The organism is Stenotrophomonas sp. FSL W7-1447 (genome assembly GCF_037966425.1).
Lineage (GTDB): Bacteria > Pseudomonadota > Gammaproteobacteria > Xanthomonadales > Xanthomonadaceae > Stenotrophomonas > Stenotrophomonas pavanii.
In genome coordinates, this window is record NZ_CP150199.1 from 1,405,047 (window position 1) to 1,421,450 (window position 16,404).

At 67.7% G+C, this 16,404-nt stretch carries 18 protein-coding genes; 13 read left to right on the forward strand and 5 right to left on the reverse strand.

Going from position 1 to position 16,404, the window contains the following annotated elements; all coding sequences use genetic code 11:
- Positions 1 to 70 precede the first annotated feature (70 nt).
- Entirely contained in the window at positions 71 to 535 is a 465-nt protein-coding gene (locus NSQ78_RS06520) for a hypothetical protein (RefSeq protein WP_064237919.1), read from the forward strand.
- Positions 536 to 611: 76 nt separating this feature from the next.
- Here the strand turns inward: NSQ78_RS06520 and ccsA are convergent, their stop codons facing one another.
- On the reverse strand, positions 612 to 1,406 hold the full coding sequence (gene ccsA / locus NSQ78_RS06525; RefSeq protein WP_049465473.1) for a cytochrome c biogenesis protein CcsA: 795 nt from the start codon (positions 1,404 to 1,406) through the stop codon (positions 612 to 614).
- Positions 1,407 to 1,528: 122 nt separating this feature from the next.
- Between ccsA and ffh the strand changes: the two genes are divergently transcribed.
- The 10 genes from ffh (at position 1,529) to NSQ78_RS06575 (ending at position 8,598) form a co-directional block, all read left to right on the forward strand.
- On the forward strand, positions 1,529 to 2,905 hold the full coding sequence (ffh, locus tag NSQ78_RS06530; protein ID WP_005408591.1) for a signal recognition particle protein: 1,377 nt from the start codon (positions 1,529 to 1,531) through the stop codon (positions 2,903 to 2,905).
- A gap of 146 nt (positions 2,906 to 3,051) precedes the next feature.
- Positions 3,052 to 4,128 carry a nitronate monooxygenase gene (locus NSQ78_RS06535; protein WP_064237920.1) on the forward strand — a complete coding sequence of 359 codons (1,077 nt, stop codon included), beginning with the start codon at positions 3,052 to 3,054 and terminating at the stop codon, positions 4,126 to 4,128.
- The gene (locus tag NSQ78_RS06540) at positions 4,125 to 4,937 is read left to right on the forward strand and encodes an aminotransferase class IV family protein (RefSeq protein ID WP_064237921.1); all 813 of its coding nucleotides are present in this window, start codon (positions 4,125 to 4,127) and stop codon (positions 4,935 to 4,937) included. Before NSQ78_RS06535 ends, NSQ78_RS06540 begins: the two co-directional genes overlap by 4 nt.
- Before the next feature lie 97 nt (positions 4,938 to 5,034).
- On the forward strand, positions 5,035 to 5,295 hold the full coding sequence (rpsP, locus tag NSQ78_RS06545) for a 30S ribosomal protein S16 (RefSeq protein WP_005415733.1): 261 nt from the start codon (positions 5,035 to 5,037) through the stop codon (positions 5,293 to 5,295).
- A gap of 44 nt (positions 5,296 to 5,339) precedes the next feature.
- On the forward strand, positions 5,340 to 5,852 hold the full coding sequence (gene rimM / locus NSQ78_RS06550; RefSeq protein WP_053462482.1) for a ribosome maturation factor RimM: 513 nt from the start codon (positions 5,340 to 5,342) through the stop codon (positions 5,850 to 5,852).
- A gap of 8 nt (positions 5,853 to 5,860) precedes the next feature.
- Positions 5,861 to 6,619 carry a tRNA (guanosine(37)-N1)-methyltransferase TrmD gene (gene trmD, locus NSQ78_RS06555; RefSeq protein ID WP_064237922.1) on the forward strand — a complete coding sequence of 253 codons (759 nt, stop codon included), beginning with the start codon at positions 5,861 to 5,863 and terminating at the stop codon, positions 6,617 to 6,619.
- 154 nt (positions 6,620 to 6,773) lie between these two features.
- On the forward strand, positions 6,774 to 7,175 hold the full coding sequence (gene rplS / locus NSQ78_RS06560) for a 50S ribosomal protein L19 (RefSeq protein ID WP_005415736.1): 402 nt from the start codon (positions 6,774 to 6,776) through the stop codon (positions 7,173 to 7,175).
- 82 nt (positions 7,176 to 7,257) lie between these two features.
- Positions 7,258 to 7,638, forward strand: a complete 381-nt coding sequence (locus tag NSQ78_RS06565; protein WP_053462484.1) for a DUF6404 family protein — start codon at positions 7,258 to 7,260, stop codon at positions 7,636 to 7,638.
- 79 nt (positions 7,639 to 7,717) lie between these two features.
- Entirely contained in the window at positions 7,718 to 8,152 is a 435-nt protein-coding gene (locus NSQ78_RS06570; RefSeq protein ID WP_064237923.1) for a DUF1801 domain-containing protein, read from the forward strand.
- Between the two features lie 38 nt (positions 8,153 to 8,190).
- On the forward strand, positions 8,191 to 8,598 hold the full coding sequence (locus NSQ78_RS06575; protein WP_064237924.1) for a DUF1801 domain-containing protein: 408 nt from the start codon (positions 8,191 to 8,193) through the stop codon (positions 8,596 to 8,598).
- Between the two features lie 377 nt (positions 8,599 to 8,975).
- On the opposite strand, the gene NSQ78_RS06580 is transcribed toward NSQ78_RS06575, so the two are convergent.
- Complete coding sequence (locus NSQ78_RS06580; RefSeq protein ID WP_049464911.1) at positions 8,976 to 10,436, reverse strand: MATE family efflux transporter; 1,461 nt, start codon at positions 10,434 to 10,436, stop codon at positions 8,976 to 8,978.
- A 62-nt stretch (positions 10,437 to 10,498) separates the two neighbouring features.
- On the opposite strand from NSQ78_RS06580, the gene NSQ78_RS06585 reads away from it, so the two are divergent.
- Both NSQ78_RS06585 and NSQ78_RS06590 read left to right on the forward strand, forming a co-directional pair.
- Complete coding sequence (locus tag NSQ78_RS06585; RefSeq protein WP_049464910.1) at positions 10,499 to 10,738, forward strand: hypothetical protein; 240 nt, start codon at positions 10,499 to 10,501, stop codon at positions 10,736 to 10,738.
- 9 nt (positions 10,739 to 10,747) lie between these two features.
- Positions 10,748 to 11,155, forward strand: a complete 408-nt coding sequence (locus NSQ78_RS06590; RefSeq protein ID WP_053462488.1) for an RNA-binding S4 domain-containing protein — start codon at positions 10,748 to 10,750, stop codon at positions 11,153 to 11,155.
- Between the two features lie 39 nt (positions 11,156 to 11,194).
- Here the strand turns inward: NSQ78_RS06590 and NSQ78_RS06595 are convergent, their stop codons facing one another.
- The 3 genes from NSQ78_RS06595 to mutS all read right to left on the reverse strand — a co-directional run bounded on the left by NSQ78_RS06595 (position 11,195) and on the right by mutS (position 16,296).
- Positions 11,195 to 11,797 carry a DUF937 domain-containing protein gene (locus NSQ78_RS06595; RefSeq protein ID WP_049464905.1) on the reverse strand — a complete coding sequence of 201 codons (603 nt, stop codon included), beginning with the start codon at positions 11,795 to 11,797 and terminating at the stop codon, positions 11,195 to 11,197.
- A gap of 107 nt (positions 11,798 to 11,904) precedes the next feature.
- Entirely contained in the window at positions 11,905 to 13,416 is a 1,512-nt protein-coding gene (locus tag NSQ78_RS06600; RefSeq protein WP_164688231.1) for a catalase, read from the reverse strand.
- 324 nt (positions 13,417 to 13,740) lie between these two features.
- Complete coding sequence (mutS, locus tag NSQ78_RS06605) at positions 13,741 to 16,296, reverse strand: DNA mismatch repair protein MutS (RefSeq protein WP_064237926.1); 2,556 nt, start codon at positions 16,294 to 16,296, stop codon at positions 13,741 to 13,743.
- Positions 16,297 to 16,404 lie beyond the last annotated feature (108 nt).

Here is a 16,404-nt window from a genome sequence, read left to right on the forward strand (position 1 = left end):
CGCTGGTAGCGCAGCACCGGGATATCCTGTGTAGCCGGCCAGCGGCCGGCACTACCTCAAGGAGGAATACATGCGGAAGACAGGGATGTTCGTGCTTGCCGGGCTGTTGCTGGCCCCCACCGTGCAGGCCGCGCTGGCCTGCCAGGAACCCGTGGCCGTTGCCCGTGCCTTCTTCGAGGCGACGACCGGCGATGGCGACCTGCTGGAACCGCCACCGGCGCTGGTCAGCCCGGCGTTCGGCAAGGCACTGCGCGGCGAGCGCGCCTGCCAGCAGCGCGAAGAAGGCATCTGCACGATCGATTCCGATCCGTGGCTGGATGCGCAGGACGGCGACATTGAAACCCCGGTGCGTTACCGCTGGAAAGAGGCGTCGGCCACCGCGGGCGAGGTCGAATTGCGCTATGCGGTATGGAAGAAGGCCTACCTGACCCGCCTGCCGATGGTGCGCCAGGGCCAGGGCTGCTGGCAGGTCGATGACATTCTCACCAACAGTGGACGCTCGGTACGGAAGATCCTGGCGCAGCCGCTGCCTTGATCGTCTGCGGCATCCACGCAGGGCGTGGTTCAGTTGCCGGCCCGGCCCGCGGCCGGTATTACCGGGCCATTACGCCTTAACGCGTATGCCCGAACACCAGTTCGATCACGAACTGGCTGCCGAAGAACGCCAGCAGCAGCAACAGCATCGCCGCCAGCGTCCAGTGCACGGCCTTCATGCCGCGCCAGCCGTAACGACGGCGTCCGACCAGCAGCACGCCGAACACGATCCACGACAGCACGCTCAGCACGGTCTTGTGCACCAGCTTCTGCGCCAGCAGGTCATCGACGAACAGCACGCCGGTGACCAGGGTCAGGGTCAGCAGCGCGAAGCCGACCGTGATCACCCGGAACAGCAGCGATTCCAGGTCGGCCAGCGGTGGCAGCGCGCGCAGCCACGGCCGGAACTCACGGCGGCGCAGCGCGCGTTCCTGCAGCCACAGCATGATCGCCAGCAGCGCGGCGATGCTCAGCGTGGCGTAGGCCAGCAGCGCCAGCCATGCGTGGCTGGCCAGGCGCCAGCCCAGCACCTTGCTCGGCTCGTGGCCATAGCCGTGATAGGCCAGCAGCAGTACCGCGGCCAGTGGGAACACCACCACGCCCAGCGCCGACATGCGGCCGCGCGCGCCCACCAGCGAGGTCAGCCAGGCCATGCCCAGGCCGACCAGCGACAGCGCGGCGAAGAAGTGCATGTCCGGCCCGCCCGTGGTACGCATCGCCACCATCACGTGGTAACCGCCATGCAGCAGCATCGCCGGCAGGGCCGGCCACAGCCAGGTGGGCGAGCCGGAGGTTTCATCGCGGCCGAGCGCGCGCACCAGCAGGGCACTGGCAGCCAGGTAGAGCAGGACGGCGATGAGAACGATTGTCATCGTTGCAGTTTCGCATACCCCTGCGGTGGTGGCGACGGCCCCGTCGTCGCAGCCCGGGCAGACAGCCGGACCCGTTATACTGTCGGCCTTATTGTCCCCCGCTTTCAGACAGGTTGCGCCGCATGTTCGAGTCCCTGACCCAGCGCCTTTCCGGCACCATCGAGCGCCTGCGTGGCCGCGGCCGCCTGACCGAGGAGAACATCCGCGAGGCGACCCGCGAAGTACGCATCGCGCTGCTCGAGGCCGACGTTGCGTTGCCGGTGGTGCAGGCCCTGATCGAGCGCATCAAGGTGCGTGCGGTCGGCCAGGAAGTGCTGAAGTCGCTGACCCCGGGCCAGGCCCTGATCAAGGTGGTGCGCGACGAACTGACCGCGGTCATGGGCGCCGAAGCCAGCGACCTGAACCTCAACGTGCCCGCCCCGGCCATCATCCTGATGGCGGGCCTGCAGGGCGCCGGCAAGACCACCACGGTCGGCAAGCTGGCCAAGCACCTGAAGGAAAAGCGCAAGAAGAAGGTGATGGTGGTCTCGGCCGACGTCTACCGTCCGGCCGCGATCGAGCAGCTGAAGACCCTGGCCGAGCAGGTGGGCGTGCTGTTCTTCCCGTCCAGCGCCGACCAGAAGCCGGAAGCCATCGTCCGCGCCGCCATCGACGATGCCCGCAAGTCGTTCGTCGACGTACTGCTGGTCGATACCGCCGGCCGCCTGGCCATCGACGAAGCGATGATGGCCGAGATCAAGGCCCTGCACGCGGCGGTGAATCCGGCCGAAACCCTGTTCGTGGTCGACGCCATGACCGGCCAGGACGCGGCCAACACCGCCAAGGCCTTCGGCGACGCGCTGCCGCTGACCGGCGTGGTGCTGACCAAGACCGACGGTGACGCCCGTGGCGGCGCCGCACTGAGCGTCCGCTACATCACCGGCAAGCCGATCAAGTTCGTCGGTGTCAGCGAAAAGCCGGAAGGCCTGGACGTGTTCCATCCGGACCGTATCGCCAGCCGCATCCTCGACATGGGCGACGTGCTGTCGCTGGTCGAGCAGGTGGAGCAGCAGGTCGACAAGGACAAGGCGGCCAAGCTGGCTGAGAAGGTCGCCAAAGGCAAGAAGTTCGACCTGAACGACATGCGCGACCAGCTTGAGCAGATGCAGAACATGGGCGGCATCGGCGGCCTGATGGACAAGCTGCCAGGCCTGGGCAACATCCCCGACCATCTGAAGCAGCAGGTCAGCCAGGGCAAGGAAGTGCCGCGCATGATCGCCATCATCAGCTCGATGACCAAGAAGGAACGGCGCAACCCGAACCTGCTCAATGGCTCGCGCCGCGCGCGCATCGCCAAGGGCTCGGGCGTGACCCCGGCCGACGTCAACAAGCTGATGAAGCAGTACATGCAGATGGAAAAGATGATGAGCAAGATGGCCGGCGGCGGCATGAAGGGCATGCTGCGCAGCATGAAGGGCATGATGGGTGCCATGGGCGGCCGTGGCATGCCGTTCCGTTGATGACGGCCCCGGTCGCAGTGTGATGTAGCGCCCGAGCCCACGCTCGGGCGGCGGCGCAAGCGCCGCAGCAGGCGGTCGGGCAACGGGCTCGACGCCACCCCTGTCCCGCGCGCACCATGGTGGCCTGTCCGAAACGATGGGCCGTCATGCAGAGTTCCGCTGTAACTTCCCGCGTCGAGGCGTTCTGCCGGCGCTTTGGCGTATCCGTTCCGATCCTGCTGGCACCGATGGCCGGTGCCTGTCCGGTGCCGTTGTCGGCCGCGCTGGCCAACGCCGGCAGCATGGGCGCGATGGGCGCGGTGTTGTCCTCTTCGGCCGATATCGGTCGCTGGATGGACGAATTCCGCGCCGCTTCGACCGGCCCGGCCCAGGTGAACCTGTGGGTGCCCGATCCCGCACCGACCCGTGATGTGGCCGCCGAGGCCGCCAGCCGCGCTTTCCTCGCGCAGTGGGGCCCGGACGTCCCAGCCAGCGCCGCCGACGCCACGCCTGCCGATTTCGAAGAACAGTTCGCCGCGCTGCTGGCGGCGCGTCCAGCGGTGGCCTCGACCATCATGGGCGTGCTGCTGCCGCGCCACGTGCAGCAGCTGAAGGATGCCGGCATTGCCTGGATCGCCTGCGCGACCACCTTGTCCGAAGCGCGTGCGGCACAGGACGCCGGTGCCGATGCGGTGGTGGCACAGGGCGCCGAGGCCGGTGGCCACCGCGGCGCGTTCGATCCGGCGCTGGCCGAGCGCCAGCTGGTCGGGTTGTTCGCACTGCTGCCGCGCTTGGCCGATCACCTGCAGATCCCGGTCATTGCCGCGGGCGGTATTGCCGACGGCCGTGGCATCGCTGCCGCACTCACCCTGGGCGCCAGCGCCGTGCAGATCGGCACCGCCTTCCTGCGCACGCCGGAAGCAGCGATTGCGTCGGCGTGGGCCGATGGGCTGGCCGCCAGCGAACCGGAAGATACCTGGCCGACGCGTGCGTTCAGTGGCCGCCTCGGCCGCGGCCTGGCGACCCCGTATGTGCGCGCTGCTGCTGCCGAAGGCGCCCCCGCGCCGCGCCCCTACCCGGTGCAGCGTGGCCTGACCGCGCCGATGCGCAGGCAGGCCGTGCAGGAAAATCGCCTGGCGGCGATGCAGGCCTGGGCCGGGCAGTCAGCATGGATGGCGCCGGCACAGCCGGCCGCCGGCGTGCTGCGCGGCATGTGGGAACAGGCGCAGGCGCTGCTGCGATGAGGGCCACCTGCAATGGCCAGCCGGCGCAGGTGGAGGACCTGCTGCCGGCGCTGGTGAACTACGGCCACTTCACCTCGCTGCAGGTGCGCGGCCATGCGGTGCAGGGACTGGACCTGCATCTGGCGCGGCTGTCACAGGCCACGCGTGCACTGTTCGGCAGCGAGCTGGATACGGGGCAGGTACGGGGCTGGATGGCACAGGCGCTGCAGCAGGCCGGCCTGGCCGATGCCTCGCTGCGGGTGACGGTGTACTCGCGCCGGTTCGATTTCCGCAGCCCGCTGGCGGCGGTGCCGGTGGACGTGCTGGTCGCGGTGTCCTCACCGGTGGCCCTGGTCGCGCCCAAGCGCGTGCGCAGCGTGGCCTGGCAGCGCGAAATGCCGCAGATCAAGCATGTGGGCACGTTTGGCCTGTTCGCTGAGCGGCGCGCGGCGATGGCGGACGGATTCGACGACGTGCTGTTCGTGACCGCCGATGGCGAAGTGAGTGAAGGCAGTACCTGGAACCTGGCCGTGCACGATGGTGAACGGCTGCTCTGGCCGCAGGCGCCGGCCCTGCGCGGTACCGCCGAGGCGCTGTTGAAGCAGCATTGGCCGGGGGCACAGGCGACGCAGCCGTTGCAGCTGGCGGCCCTGGCCGGTGTGAAGGGCGCTTTTGCCTGCAACGCCAGCGGCCTGTGGCCGCTGGACGCCATCGACGGGCATGCCCTGCCCGGCTCGCAGGCGCTGGCTGAACAGGGCAGGGCGGTGCTGGCGGCGGTGCCTTGGGACAGGCTGGGGTCAGATCCCTTTTGCGGCGCAAAAGGGATCTGACCCCGGGCGAGCTCCCGGGGTTGGCTCGGCCGGGCTCTGCCGCTATAATCGCCCGCTTACCTCGCCATCCTGGCGACTGGGCAATAGGAAAAACACCATGGTCAAGATTCGACTGACCCGCGGCGGCGCCAAGAAGCGTCCGTTCTACCACATCATCGTCACCGACGTGCGCAGCGCGCGCGACGGCCGCAACATCGAGCGCGTTGGCTTCTACAACCCGGTCGCCCAGGGCGCCGAGAAGCGCATCGAGCTGGACCTGGCCCGCGTTGACCATTGGGTCAAGAACGGCGCCCAGCCGACCGACAAGGTCCGCAACCTGATCAAGGAAGCGACCAAGTCCCAGGCCGCTGCGGCCTGATCCTGACGGGCCACGCTTCGGCGTGGCCCTCTTGGTTGAAGCAGATGAAAGATATCGAGCGCCGCATCCTGCTGGGCAGGGTAGTCGGCGCTTTTGGTGTGCGCGGCGAGATCAAGCTCGAGTCCTGGACCGAGCCACGTTCCGCCATTTTCCGTTACCAGCCGTGGATCGTGCGCAGCCCGTCCGGCGTGGAAACCACGCTGGAAGGCGTGCGTGGCCGTGACAGCGGCAAGCACCTGGTCGCCCGTTTCCCCGGCGTCGAGGACCGCGATACCGTCGAAGCGATGCGCGGCACCGAGATCTACGTGGCCCGCAGCGCGTTGCCGCCGCCGAAGCCCGATGAGTACTACTGGGTCGACCTGGAAGGCCTGGACGTGAAGACCACCGAGGGCGTTGCCCTGGGCCAGGTCTCGCACCTGTTCAGCACCGGTGCCAACGACGTGGTGGTGGTCCGTGGCGACCGCGAGCGGATGATTCCGTTCGTGCAGCCGGATTTCGTCAAATCGGTCGATTTCGAGGCCAACCTGGTCGTGGTCGACTGGGATCCCGAGTTCTGAGCCTGAGCATGCGTTTCGACGTCATCACCCTGTTCCCCGAATTCCTCGCCCAGTCCGCTGGGTTGGGCGTGGTCGGGCGTGCGCAGGAGAAGGGGCTGTTCAGCCTGCATGGCTGGAATCCCCGTGATTACGCCGGAGGCAACTACCGCCGCGTGGACGACCGTCCGTTCGGCGGCGGTCCGGGCATGGTGATGCTGATCGAGCCGTTGCAGGCCTGCCTGCAGGCGATCCGTGAGGCTGATCCGACACCGGCTCCGGTGATCTACCTCAGCCCGCAGGGTGCGCCGTTGACCCAGGCCAAGGTGCGGGAACTGGCGGCGCTGCCGCGCATGGTCCTGCTCTGCGGCCGTTACGAGGGCATCGACGAGCGTTTCCTGGAGGCCAATGTCGACCAGGAGATCTCCCTCGGCGACTACGTGCTGTCCGGCGGCGAGCTGGGCGCGGCGGTGATCATCGACGCCGTGGCCCGCCTGCAGGACGGTGCCCTGAACGATGCGGAATCGGCGGCGCAGGACAGCTTCGAGGGCGACCTCGGCCTGCTCGACTGCCCGCATTACAGCCAGCCGGCCCAGCACCCGCTGGGGGACGTGCCGGAGGTGCTGCGCTCGGGCAACCACGCGGCCATCGCCGCCTGGCGCCGCCAGCAGTCGCTGCTCCGGACCGCCCAGCGGCGCCCGGACCTGCTGGATGAACAGGCACTGGGCAAGGCCGACCGCAAACTGCTGGAGCAGGGCCGCCAGGCCCGGAACCAGAAGGCCAGCCCCTAGCGCAGGGCTGGCTTTATCGGCTATCATGGCCAATTCCCGCCAGCCCCGGTTGGCGCGCGCAGTACCCAAAACAAACGTGCAGCACAGTCCGGTGACTGCATGAGCCTACGTTGTCGATACGACACGCCCACCCGAACAAGAATCGGTGTAACCCATGAGCAAGCTGAACAAGTCCATCGTCGCGGAATTCGAATCCGCCCAGATCACCCGTGAACTGCCGAAGTTCAGCCAGGGCGACACCGTTGTCGTCAACGTGAAGGTGAAGGAAGGCAGCCGCGAGCGCGTGCAGGCCTACGAAGGCGTCGTCATCGCCACCAAGAACGCCGGCCTGAACTCCTCGTTCACCGTCCGCAAGATCTCGCACGGCTACGGCGTCGAGCGCGTTTTCCAGACCCACAGCGCCATCATCGACTCGGTCGAAGTGAAGCGTCGTGGTAAGGTCCGCGCCGGCAAGCTGTACTACCTGCGTGGCCTGGAAGGCAAGGCTGCCCGCATCAAGGAAGACCTGGCTGCCGCTGCTGCCGCCAAGGCTGCCCGTCTGGCCGACAAGGCCTGATAAACAACTTCGGTTGTTGCCGCGACGGCCACCTTCGGGTGGCCGTTTGCGTTTCCGGCATCGCATCGGCCACGATAAATTGATGAATGACATCAACCGGCATTACCCCGCCGTGATCCAGTCGGCGCTGCGCTTCCTGGACGGCAAGGGGCTGGCACGCGGGCAATCGGCGCCGCTGTTGCATCGGCTGCTGTGGCGCGCCGGCATCGCACTGCCGCCGCCGATCCTGGCTGGCTTCGGTACCAACGCGCTGGTGCAGGGCCTGCTGTTCGGGCTGTTCTGGACCGCGCTGATGTGGCTGATGCTGTGGCAGGGCAGCGAACGTCCGCTGGTGCTGTTGCTGGTGGCCGGCCTGTTGGCCGGAGCGCTGTTCGGCATGGTGATGGCGGCGCTGATGCGCTCGCTGCGCCGCCACCGCAAGCTGCCGGACTGGCGCCAGTTCCGGGCGCGGCAGGCCGACTGAGCCGATGGCGCACTGCGCCGTGACCGACGGCTACGGGCCGCGCTAGGCTGCCGCATCATCCCGATGCCCGTACCGTGCGATGCCTGCCAAGCGAACCGCACCCACCGCTGCGCCCACCCTGCTGTCCGGTGGCAACCCGCAGATCGCCAAGGGCGAGGGCGATGCCCCGGTGCAGGCGTATATCGCCGCCATGCCGGACTGGAAACGCCCGATTGGCGCGCGACTGGATGCCCTGATCGAACGGGCCGTACCCGGCGTGCACAAGGCGGTGAAGTGGAACTCGCCGATGTATGCGGTGGCCGCCGGCGCGGGCTGGTTTCTCAGCTTCCATTGCTTCACCCGCTACATCAAGGTGGCCTTTTTCCGCGGCGCTGCACTGACGCCGCCGCCACCGGAGCCGTCCAGGAGCGGCGACACGCGCTACCTGCACATCCACGAATCCGGCCTGTTGGATGAAGCGCAGTTCCTGGACTGGGTGCGCCAGGCCGCCGCGTTGCCCGGCGAGCGCATGTAAGCCCGGCATTCCGATTCCCTTCCCGACGAGAGCCCCTGATGGCCACGCATGTTCCGAACCCTGCCGATGCTGGAACCCCGGCGACCGAACTGATCGATGCACGCATCGCCGAGCTGGGTGACTGGCGCGGCGAAACGCTGGCACGCGTGCGTGCATTGATCCATGAAGCACTGCCGGACGTGCAGGAAACCTGGAAATGGCGCGGTACGCCGGTGTGGGAGCACGACGGCATCCTGTGCACCGGTGAGGCCTACAGGAAGGCGGTGAAGCTGACCTTCGCCCACGGGGCGGCGCTGGCGGACCCGAAAGGTCTATTCAACGCCAGCCTGGAAGGCAACACGCGGCGTGCGATCGACATTCATGAAGGCGTGATGCCCGATGCCGCGGCGTTCAAGGCGCTGCTGCGCGCGGCGGCGGCGTTCAACGCGGCGAAGAAGAAGCGGTAGAGCCGGCCGCTGGCCGGCTGTTCCGCGATGCTGCTGGAGAGGTGTGAGGTTGCCGGCCAGCGGCCGGCACTACCGTGTCATTCAACAGATGCGTGCGGCGGCGGCGTTCAACGCGGCGAAGAAGAAACGGTAGAGCCGGCCGCTGGCCGGCTGTTCCGAGATGCTGCTGGAGAGGTGTGAGGTTGCCGGCCGGCGACTACCGTGTCATTCAACAGATGCGCGCGGCGGCGGCGTTCAACGCGGCGAAGAAGAAGCGGTAGAGCCGGCCGCTGGCCGGCTGTTGCGCGATGCTTCCGGAGAGGTTTGAAGTTGCCGGCCAGCGGCCGGCACTACCGTGTCATTGGTTGGTCCATGAAGTTGCCGGCCAGCGGCCGGCACTACCGTGGCGGCGCGGCATCCGGGTCGGCCACCGGCGATGGCGGGCAGGCCGGAATTTCCGACGGCGTGGCCAGCGCTTCGGCGTGTGACGGCTTGCCCAGCATCCTTGCCTTGCGCCAGCCGCCCCAGCGGTAATACGCCAGCGACAGCAGCATCGAGACCAGCGAGCTGACCGGGAAGCTCCACCAGATCGCATCGGCGCCCCAGTACGGCTGCAGCAGCTCGGCGAACGGCACGCGCACGCCCCACAGCGAGCCGGCCAGGATCAGCAGCGGCGGAATCACCGCGCCGGTGGAGCGCACCACGCCGGAGATCACGAAGCTGACGCCGAAGAACAGGAACGAGCCGATCACCACATGGTTGAGGTGACGGGCGATGTCCAGCGCCTGGCTGGCCGGCGGCAGGAACAGGGCCAGCAGCTGGCGATCGAACAGCACCAGCGGCAGGATCAGCGCACCGGTCAACAGGAAATTGAACAGCACGCCCTGGCGTGCAGTGCCGCGCACGCGGTCCCAGCGCTGCGCACCGACGTTCTGTGCGGCCATCGAAGAGCACGCCGCACCGATCGCCATCGCCGGCATCTGCAGGTAGTTCCACAGTTGCAGGGAAGCGCCGTAGCCGGCGGCGGTGTCGGTGCCGTACTGGTTGACCATGGTCATCAGCAGGATCACCGACAGCGAGATCAGCACCATCTGCAGGCCCATCGGCACGCCCTTGACCACCAGCGCCTTGAGGATGGCCATGTCGAGCTTGAACAGGCGCATGTCGGCGCGGCCCAGCCACAGGGTGTGGCGCTTGTGCCGCATGTACAGCAGCAGGCCGGCCAGCGACAGCGTCTGCGCGACCAGCGTGGCCCAGGCCGAGCCGGCGATGCCCAGCGCGGGGAGCGGCCCCATGCCGAAGATCAGCACCGGGTTCAGCACGATGTCCAGCGCCACCGACACCAGCAGGAAACGGAACGGCGTGCGCGAATCACCGGCACCGCGCAGCGCAGCGGTGAGGAAGGCGAACGCGTACAGCGTCGGCATCGCCAGGAAGATGATCTGCAGGTAGGCCTCGGCCAGCGGCAGCGAGGCGGCCGGCGTGCCCATCGCCGCCAGCAGCGGGTGGGCCATGAACCAGCCAGCGATGGCGATGATCACCGACAGGCCGATGAAGAACGTGGCGCTGGTGCCGACCACGCGGCGTGCCTGCGCGATGTCGCGCGCGCCGATCGCCTGGCCGATCAGGATCGTCGAGGCCATGCCGAAGCCGAACACCGAGCCGATCAGGAAGAACATGATGTTGTTGGCGTTCGCGGTGGCCGTCAGCGCCGCCTCGCCGAGGAAGCGCCCGACCCAGACCGCGTTCACCGAACCGTTCAGCGACTGCGCGATGTTGCCCGCCAGGATCGGCAGGGAAAACAACAGGAGATTGCGGCCGATCGGGCCGGAGGTCAGGTCAAGCGGCGCTTTGGCCATGGAGTGGTGATCGAATCCCGGGAGGCGCACACTAGCACCAAGCCGGTTTGCGGGATGTGGCAATGCATCAACGACTGCAGGTGAAGCGGAGGCTGGCGCTGGCCTTGATCGGCGCCACGCTGGCCGCGTGTTCGACAGGTGACCGGCTGGGCGATGCCCAGGTGCGGCCGACCGACCGTCCCGAGTGCCTGGTCGGCAGCCAGCGCCAGGATCTGTCTGCTGGCGTACCCACGTTGATCGGGGGCAGCGGCTGCCGCACCGACCCTGACAACCCGCGTCCCCTGAACAAGCGAACGGAGTAGTCCCTGCCGATGACCGAGCTTTCCCCGTTGTCGCCCAGCGTCCGCCTGGACATCTGGCTGTGGGCGGCCCGTTTCTTCAAGACCCGCAGCCTGGCCAAGCAGGCGATCGAGACCGGCAAGGTCAGCGTCGCCGGGCAGCGCCCGAAATCCTCACGCGCGGTGCGCGTGGGCGAGCAGCTGCAGGTCGACCGCGGTGAGGAGCATTTCGAGATCCAGGTGCTCGGCCTGAGCGACCAGCGCGGTCCCGCCCCCGCGGCGCAGCAGCTGTATGCCGAGAGTGAGGCCTCCAAGGCACGCCGTGCCGAACAGCGCGCGCTGCGCATCGCGGCGCGCGATGGTTTCCAGCCGCCGGAGCACAAGCCGGACAAGCGCGCGCGGCGGTTGATCCGCGCACTCGGCGATATCGACGCTTTGTAAGCTGCAGGGCGCCAGACCGGGTCCGGCGCCCCCCTTGGCTCAGCGCTTGCCGCCCAGCAGGCTGCCGCCGATCTTCAGCAGATCGCCCACCCCGAACTGGCCGTCACCGTCCTGGTCCAGCACGCTGCCAAGCAGGCCGCCGGCGATGCCGCCCTGCTGCTGCACCTGCTGCTTTTCCTGGCCAAGCGCCTGGCTGAGCGAGCCGGCATCGGCCTGGCCGCCACCGAGGCGCTGGGCAAGGAAGGCCATCACGATCGGGGCGAGGATCTGCAGCAGCTGGCTGGTGCGGCCGCTGTCGAGCTGGGTGGCCTGGGCCAGGCCGGTTTCCACCTTCTGCTGGCTGCCACCGAAGATGTGGCCGAGGATGCCGGCGCCGTCGCTGGCGGCACCACCGCCACCGCCGCCCAGCACCGAACCGAGCACGCTGCCCAGGTCGAGCCCACTGTGGTTGTTCTGCAGGGCGCCGAGCAGCGCCTGCGCGCCCTGCGGCTGCGAGGCGTTGTTGCCCAGCGCGCCCATCAGCACCGGCAGTGCGGCACTGATCGCGCCGGAGGCCTGGGTATCGCTGATGCCAAGCTGCTGCGACACCTGCTGCAGCGGGGCGCCCTGCAGTTTGGCGAGAAGTTCATCGGTCAGGCTCATCTGCGGAATCCTTGGTTGGGGTGGGGCGTGCCGAAGGTACGATGCGGACCGTTAAAACGGCGACGCCGCCCCACGGGGGGGCGGCGTGCCGTACGCGGGGTGGGCGATCAGAGCTCGATGTCTTCCGCGCCCGGGGTGGCGGCGGGGAACTCCGCTTCCGGCTGCGCCGGCTTGAACGGATCCGACGGCTGGCTGGCCAGTGCCTTCAGGGCCGCAGCGACGCCGGCACCGTAGGCCGGGTCGGCCTTGCTGCAGTTGTCGATGTGGCGCTGCTTGATGAAGTCCGGCGCATCGCCCAGGGCGCGGGCGGTGTTGGCGAACAGGCGGTCCTTCTGTGCCTGGTTGTAGCTGCGGAACAGGGCGCCGGGCTGGCTGAAGTAGTCGGCGTCGTCCTCACGGAAGTTCCAGAAGTCGGCGTCGCCGCGGATCTTCATCGGCGGTTCGCGGTACTGCGGCTGTTCCTGCCACTGGCCGTAGCTGTTCGGTTCGTAATGCGGCAGGCCGCCGTAGTTGCCATCCACGCGCATCGCACCGTCGCGGTGGTTGCTGTGCACCGGGCAGCGCGCGGCGTTCACCGGAATCTGGTGGTGGTTCACGCCCAGCCGGTAGCGCTGCGCATCGGAATAGGCGAACAGGCGTGCCTGCAGCATCTTGTCCGGCGACGGGCCGATGCCCGGCACCAGGTTGCTCGGGGCGAACGCCGACTGCTCCACGTCCTGGTACCAGTTGACCGGGTTGCGGTTCAGTTCGAACTGGCCGACTTCGATCAGCGGGTAGTCGCTCTTCGGCCACACCTTGGTCAGGTCGAACGGATGGATGCGGTAGGTTTCCGCCTCCAGTTCCGGCATGACCTGGATGAACAGTTTCCATTTCGGGAAGTCGCCCTTCTCGATCGCGGCGAACAGGTCGCGGCCATGGCTTTCGCGGTCATGGCCGACCAGGATCTGCGCCTGCGCGTCGGTCAGCGATTCGATGCCCTGCTGGCTGACGAAGTGGAACTTCACCCAGAAGCGTTCGCTGTCGGCGTTGGTGAAGCTGTAGGTGTGTGAGCCGAAACCATGCATGTGGCGGAAGCTGCGCGGAATGCCGCGGTCGCTCATCACCACGGTCACCTGCAGCAGGGCTTCGGGCAGCAGCGTCCAGAAATCCCAGTTGTTGCGCGCGCTGCGCAGGTTGGTGTGCGGGTCGCGCTTGACCGCCTTGTTGAGGTCGGCGAACTTGCGCGGATCGCGCAGGAAGAACACCGGCGTGTTGTTGCCGACCAGGTCCCAGTTGCCTTCCTCGGTGTAGAACTTCAGTGCGAAGCCACGGATGTCACGCTCGGCGTCGGCGGCGCCACGCTCGCCGGCCACCGTGGTGAAGCGGGCGAACATCTCGGTCTGCTTGCCGACCTTCTCGAACAGCTTGGCGCGCGTGTACCGGGTGATGTCGTGGGTGACGGTGAAGGTGCCGAACGCGCCCGAGCCCTTGGCGTGCATGCGGCGCTCGGGAATGATCTCGCGGTTGAGGTTGGCCAGCTTTTCCAGCAGCCAGACGTCTTCCATCAGCAGCGGCCCGCGCGGGCCGGCGGTCCTGCTGTTCTGGTTGTCCACCACCGGCGCGCCGAAGGCCGTGGTCATCGGCGTGACCGGATCGTCGCCCTGCTTCTGTTTCGGCGTGGTGCTGAGCTCACGCTGCTGCTGGGCGGCGTCTGCAGGCAACGGCGCGGTGTGATACGGGCACTTGGGACTGTTGTTATCGGACTGGCTCATGGCTGGCTCCTGCGGGTGAAGACGTAGGGGAAACATCTTCACTCGACTTTAGCTAGCGCCAGATGAAATGAATAATCGAATGATCCGTTCAGTCTGATAGTTTCTGTCAATTGAAACGAAGAATCGGATTTGCAGAGTATTTCGGACGGCCGCCCGCGCCGTGGCGGGAGGCCGAGGCCATGCGCGGCAGGGCTAGAGCAGTGCCTTCAGTCGGTACAGCGCTTCCAGTGCCTGCTTCGGGGTCAGCTCGTCCGGGTCGATGGCGGCCAGCGCTTCCTGGGCCTTGTTCGACGGCGCGGCGAACAGGCCGAACTGCTGCGGCGCATCCAGTGCCTGTGGCGCCACTTCGGCGGCATGGCTTTCACCACCGCGCTGCTCCAGCTCGGCCAGGCGACGCCGTGCCTGTGCCACGGTGGCACGCGGCAGGCCGGCCAGTGCCGCCACCTGCAGGCCGAAGCTGCGGTTGGCCGGGCCATCTTTCACCGCGTGCATGAACACCAGCGCCTCGCCGTGCTCGACGGCATCCAGGTGCACGTTGGCGATGCCGCTGCGGCCGCCTTCGTGCTGCTCGTCGGCCAGCGCGGTCAGTTCGAAGTAGTGGGTGGCGAACAGTGTGTAGCAGCGGTTCTGGTAGGCGAGGTGGCGAGCCACCGCGTCGGCCAGCGCCAGGCCATCGTAGGTGGAGGTGCCGCGGCCGATCTCGTCCATCAGCACCAGCGAATGGGCAGTGGCGTGGTGCAGGATGTAGCTGGTCTCGGCCATCTCGACCATGAAGGTCGACTGCCCGCGGGCCAGGTCATCACCCGCGCCGATGCGGGTCAGGATGCGGTCGATCGGACCGATCACCGCACGGCTGGCCGGCACGAAGCTGCCGATGTGGGCCAGCAGCACGATCAGCGCGTTCTGCCGCATGTAGGTCGATTTACCGCCCATGTTCGGGCCGGTGATGACCAGCATGCGACGGTCCGGATGCAGGTCCAGGTCGTTCGGTTCGAACGGCTGCTCGCGCACCGCCTCGACCACCGGATGGCGGCCACGCTCGATCTTCAGGCACGGTGCCGTTTCCAGTTCCGGCCGCGACCAGTCCAGTGCCTGCGCGCGCTCGGCGAAGGCGGCCAGCACGTCCAGCTCGCTCAGCGCAGCGGCGCACTGCTTCAACGGTTCCAGCTGTTCGCCGAGGGTATCCAGCAGCTGCTCGTACAGGTACTTCTCGCGCGACAGCGAACGGTCGCGCGCCGACAGCACCTTGTCTTCGAACGCCTTCAGTTCTTCGGTGATGTAGCGCTCGGCATTGGTCAGCGTCTGCCGGCGGGTGTAGTGCACCGGCGCACGATCGGACTGGCCCTTGCTGATCTCGATGTAGTAGCCGTGCACACGGTTGTAGCCCACCTTCAGGGTGGGAATGCCGCTGCTCTCGCGCTCGCGCAGTTCCAGATCGACCAGGAACTGGTCGGCATGGGTGGACAGGCGGCGCAGCTCGTCCAGCTCTTCATCGAAGCCATCGGCCAGCACGCCGCCGTCGCTCAGTTTCAGCGGTGGCATCTCGGCGATGGCACTGGCCAGCAGCTGTGCGCATCCGTCATGTTCACCCAGCGCGGCATGCAGGGCCTGCAGACGCGGCGAGTCCAGCGGCGCCAGCACTTCGCGCACCGCCGGCAACAGGCCCAGGCCATCGCGCAGGGTGGAGAAATCGCGCGGGCGCGCCGAACGCAGCGCGACGCGGGTCAGGATGCGCTCAAGATCGCCTAGGCGGCGGAACTGCTCGCGGATGTCGGCGTCCGCACCGCGATCGATCAGGATATCCACCGCGTGGTGGCGCTGCACCAGCACCTCGCGCAGGCGCAGCGGGCGGTGCAGCCACCGGCGCAGCAGGCGCCCGCCCATCGGTGTCACCGTGCTGTCGAGCACGCCCAGCAGGGTATTGCGGGTATCGCCGTCGACGCGCGTATCCAGTTCCAGGTGGCGGCGGGTGGCGGCGTTCATCGCAATCGCCTCGCCGGCGGTTTCCATCGCGATCGAGGTCAGGTGCGGCAGGCGCTGCTTCTGGGTTTCCTCGACATAGCCGAGCAGGGCGCCTGCGGCGGCGGTCGCGCGCGGCTTGTCGTCGATGCCGAAGCCGCTCAGGTCATGCAGCTTGAAGAAGGCCAGCAGCTGGCGGCGGCCACTGTCGGCGTCGAACAGCCAGGGCGCACGGCGACGCACGCCGGTGCGCTGGCGCAGGAACTCCGGCCAGTTTTCTTCATCGGGCACCAGCAGCTCGGCCGGCTCCAGTCGGGCCAGTTCGGCTTCCAGGGCGTCGTCGGTCTCCACTTCGTTGACCAGGAAGCGGCCACCAGCGAGGTCGGCCCAGGCCAGGCCGTAGCCCTGCTTGGTGCGCGACAGCGCCATCAGCAGGGTGTCACGGCGCTCGTCCAGCAGCGCCTCGTCGGTCACGGTGCCGGGGGTGACGATGCGCACCACCTTGCGTTCGACCAGGCCCTTGGCCAGCGCCGGGTCGCCGATCTGCTCGCAGATCGCCACCGACTCGCCCAGCGCCACCAGCCTTGCCAGGTAGCCTTCGTAGGCATGCACCGGCACGCCGGCCATCGGGATCGGCGCGCCGCCGGAGCTGCCACGCTGGGTCAGGGTGATGTCGAGCAGCCGTGCGGCCTTGCGCGCGTCGTCGTAGAACAGCTCGTAGAAGTCGCCCATGCGGAAGAACAGCAGCAGGTCCGGATACTCGGACTTGGCTGCGAAGAACTGCTTCATGAGGGGCGTGTGCTCTGCACTGGCCTTCGATGCAGACGGTTTCGCTTTTGAATCAGTGGTTTGCAAGAGAACTTCCTACAGGTTGTAGCGATCAATCCAGGCCACTTG

Bases quoted from the DNA above. Each gene is read 5' to 3' on its own strand.
- NSQ78_RS06520 (WP_064237919.1), top strand. From the start codon at position 71: ATGCGGAAGACAGGGATGTTCGTGCTTGCCGGGCTGTTGCTGGCCCCC.
- ccsA (WP_049465473.1), bottom strand. From the start codon at position 1,406: ATGACAATCGTTCTCATCGCCGTCCTGCTCTACCTGGCTGCCAGTGCC.
- ffh (WP_005408591.1), top strand. From the start codon at position 1,529: ATGTTCGAGTCCCTGACCCAGCGCCTTTCCGGCACCATCGAGCGCCTG.
- NSQ78_RS06535 (WP_064237920.1), top strand. From the start codon at position 3,052: ATGCAGAGTTCCGCTGTAACTTCCCGCGTCGAGGCGTTCTGCCGGCGC.
- NSQ78_RS06540 (WP_064237921.1), top strand. From the start codon at position 4,125: ATGAGGGCCACCTGCAATGGCCAGCCGGCGCAGGTGGAGGACCTGCTG.
- rpsP (WP_005415733.1), top strand. From the start codon at position 5,035: ATGGTCAAGATTCGACTGACCCGCGGCGGCGCCAAGAAGCGTCCGTTC.
- rimM (WP_053462482.1), top strand. From the start codon at position 5,340: ATGAAAGATATCGAGCGCCGCATCCTGCTGGGCAGGGTAGTCGGCGCT.
- trmD (WP_064237922.1), top strand. From the start codon at position 5,861: ATGCGTTTCGACGTCATCACCCTGTTCCCCGAATTCCTCGCCCAGTCC.
- rplS (WP_005415736.1), top strand. From the start codon at position 6,774: ATGAGCAAGCTGAACAAGTCCATCGTCGCGGAATTCGAATCCGCCCAG.
- NSQ78_RS06565 (WP_053462484.1), top strand. From the start codon at position 7,258: ATGAATGACATCAACCGGCATTACCCCGCCGTGATCCAGTCGGCGCTG.
- NSQ78_RS06570 (WP_064237923.1), top strand. From the start codon at position 7,718: ATGCCTGCCAAGCGAACCGCACCCACCGCTGCGCCCACCCTGCTGTCC.
- NSQ78_RS06575 (WP_064237924.1), top strand. From the start codon at position 8,191: ATGGCCACGCATGTTCCGAACCCTGCCGATGCTGGAACCCCGGCGACC.
- NSQ78_RS06580 (WP_049464911.1), bottom strand. From the start codon at position 10,436: ATGGCCAAAGCGCCGCTTGACCTGACCTCCGGCCCGATCGGCCGCAAT.
- NSQ78_RS06585 (WP_049464910.1), top strand. From the start codon at position 10,499: ATGCATCAACGACTGCAGGTGAAGCGGAGGCTGGCGCTGGCCTTGATC.
- NSQ78_RS06590 (WP_053462488.1), top strand. From the start codon at position 10,748: ATGACCGAGCTTTCCCCGTTGTCGCCCAGCGTCCGCCTGGACATCTGG.
- NSQ78_RS06595 (WP_049464905.1), bottom strand. From the start codon at position 11,797: ATGAGCCTGACCGATGAACTTCTCGCCAAACTGCAGGGCGCCCCGCTG.
- NSQ78_RS06600 (WP_164688231.1), bottom strand. From the start codon at position 13,416: ATGACCACGGCCTTCGGCGCGCCGGTGGTGGACAACCAGAACAGCAGG.
- mutS (WP_064237926.1), bottom strand. From the start codon at position 16,296: ATGAAGCAGTTCTTCGCAGCCAAGTCCGAGTATCCGGACCTGCTGCTG.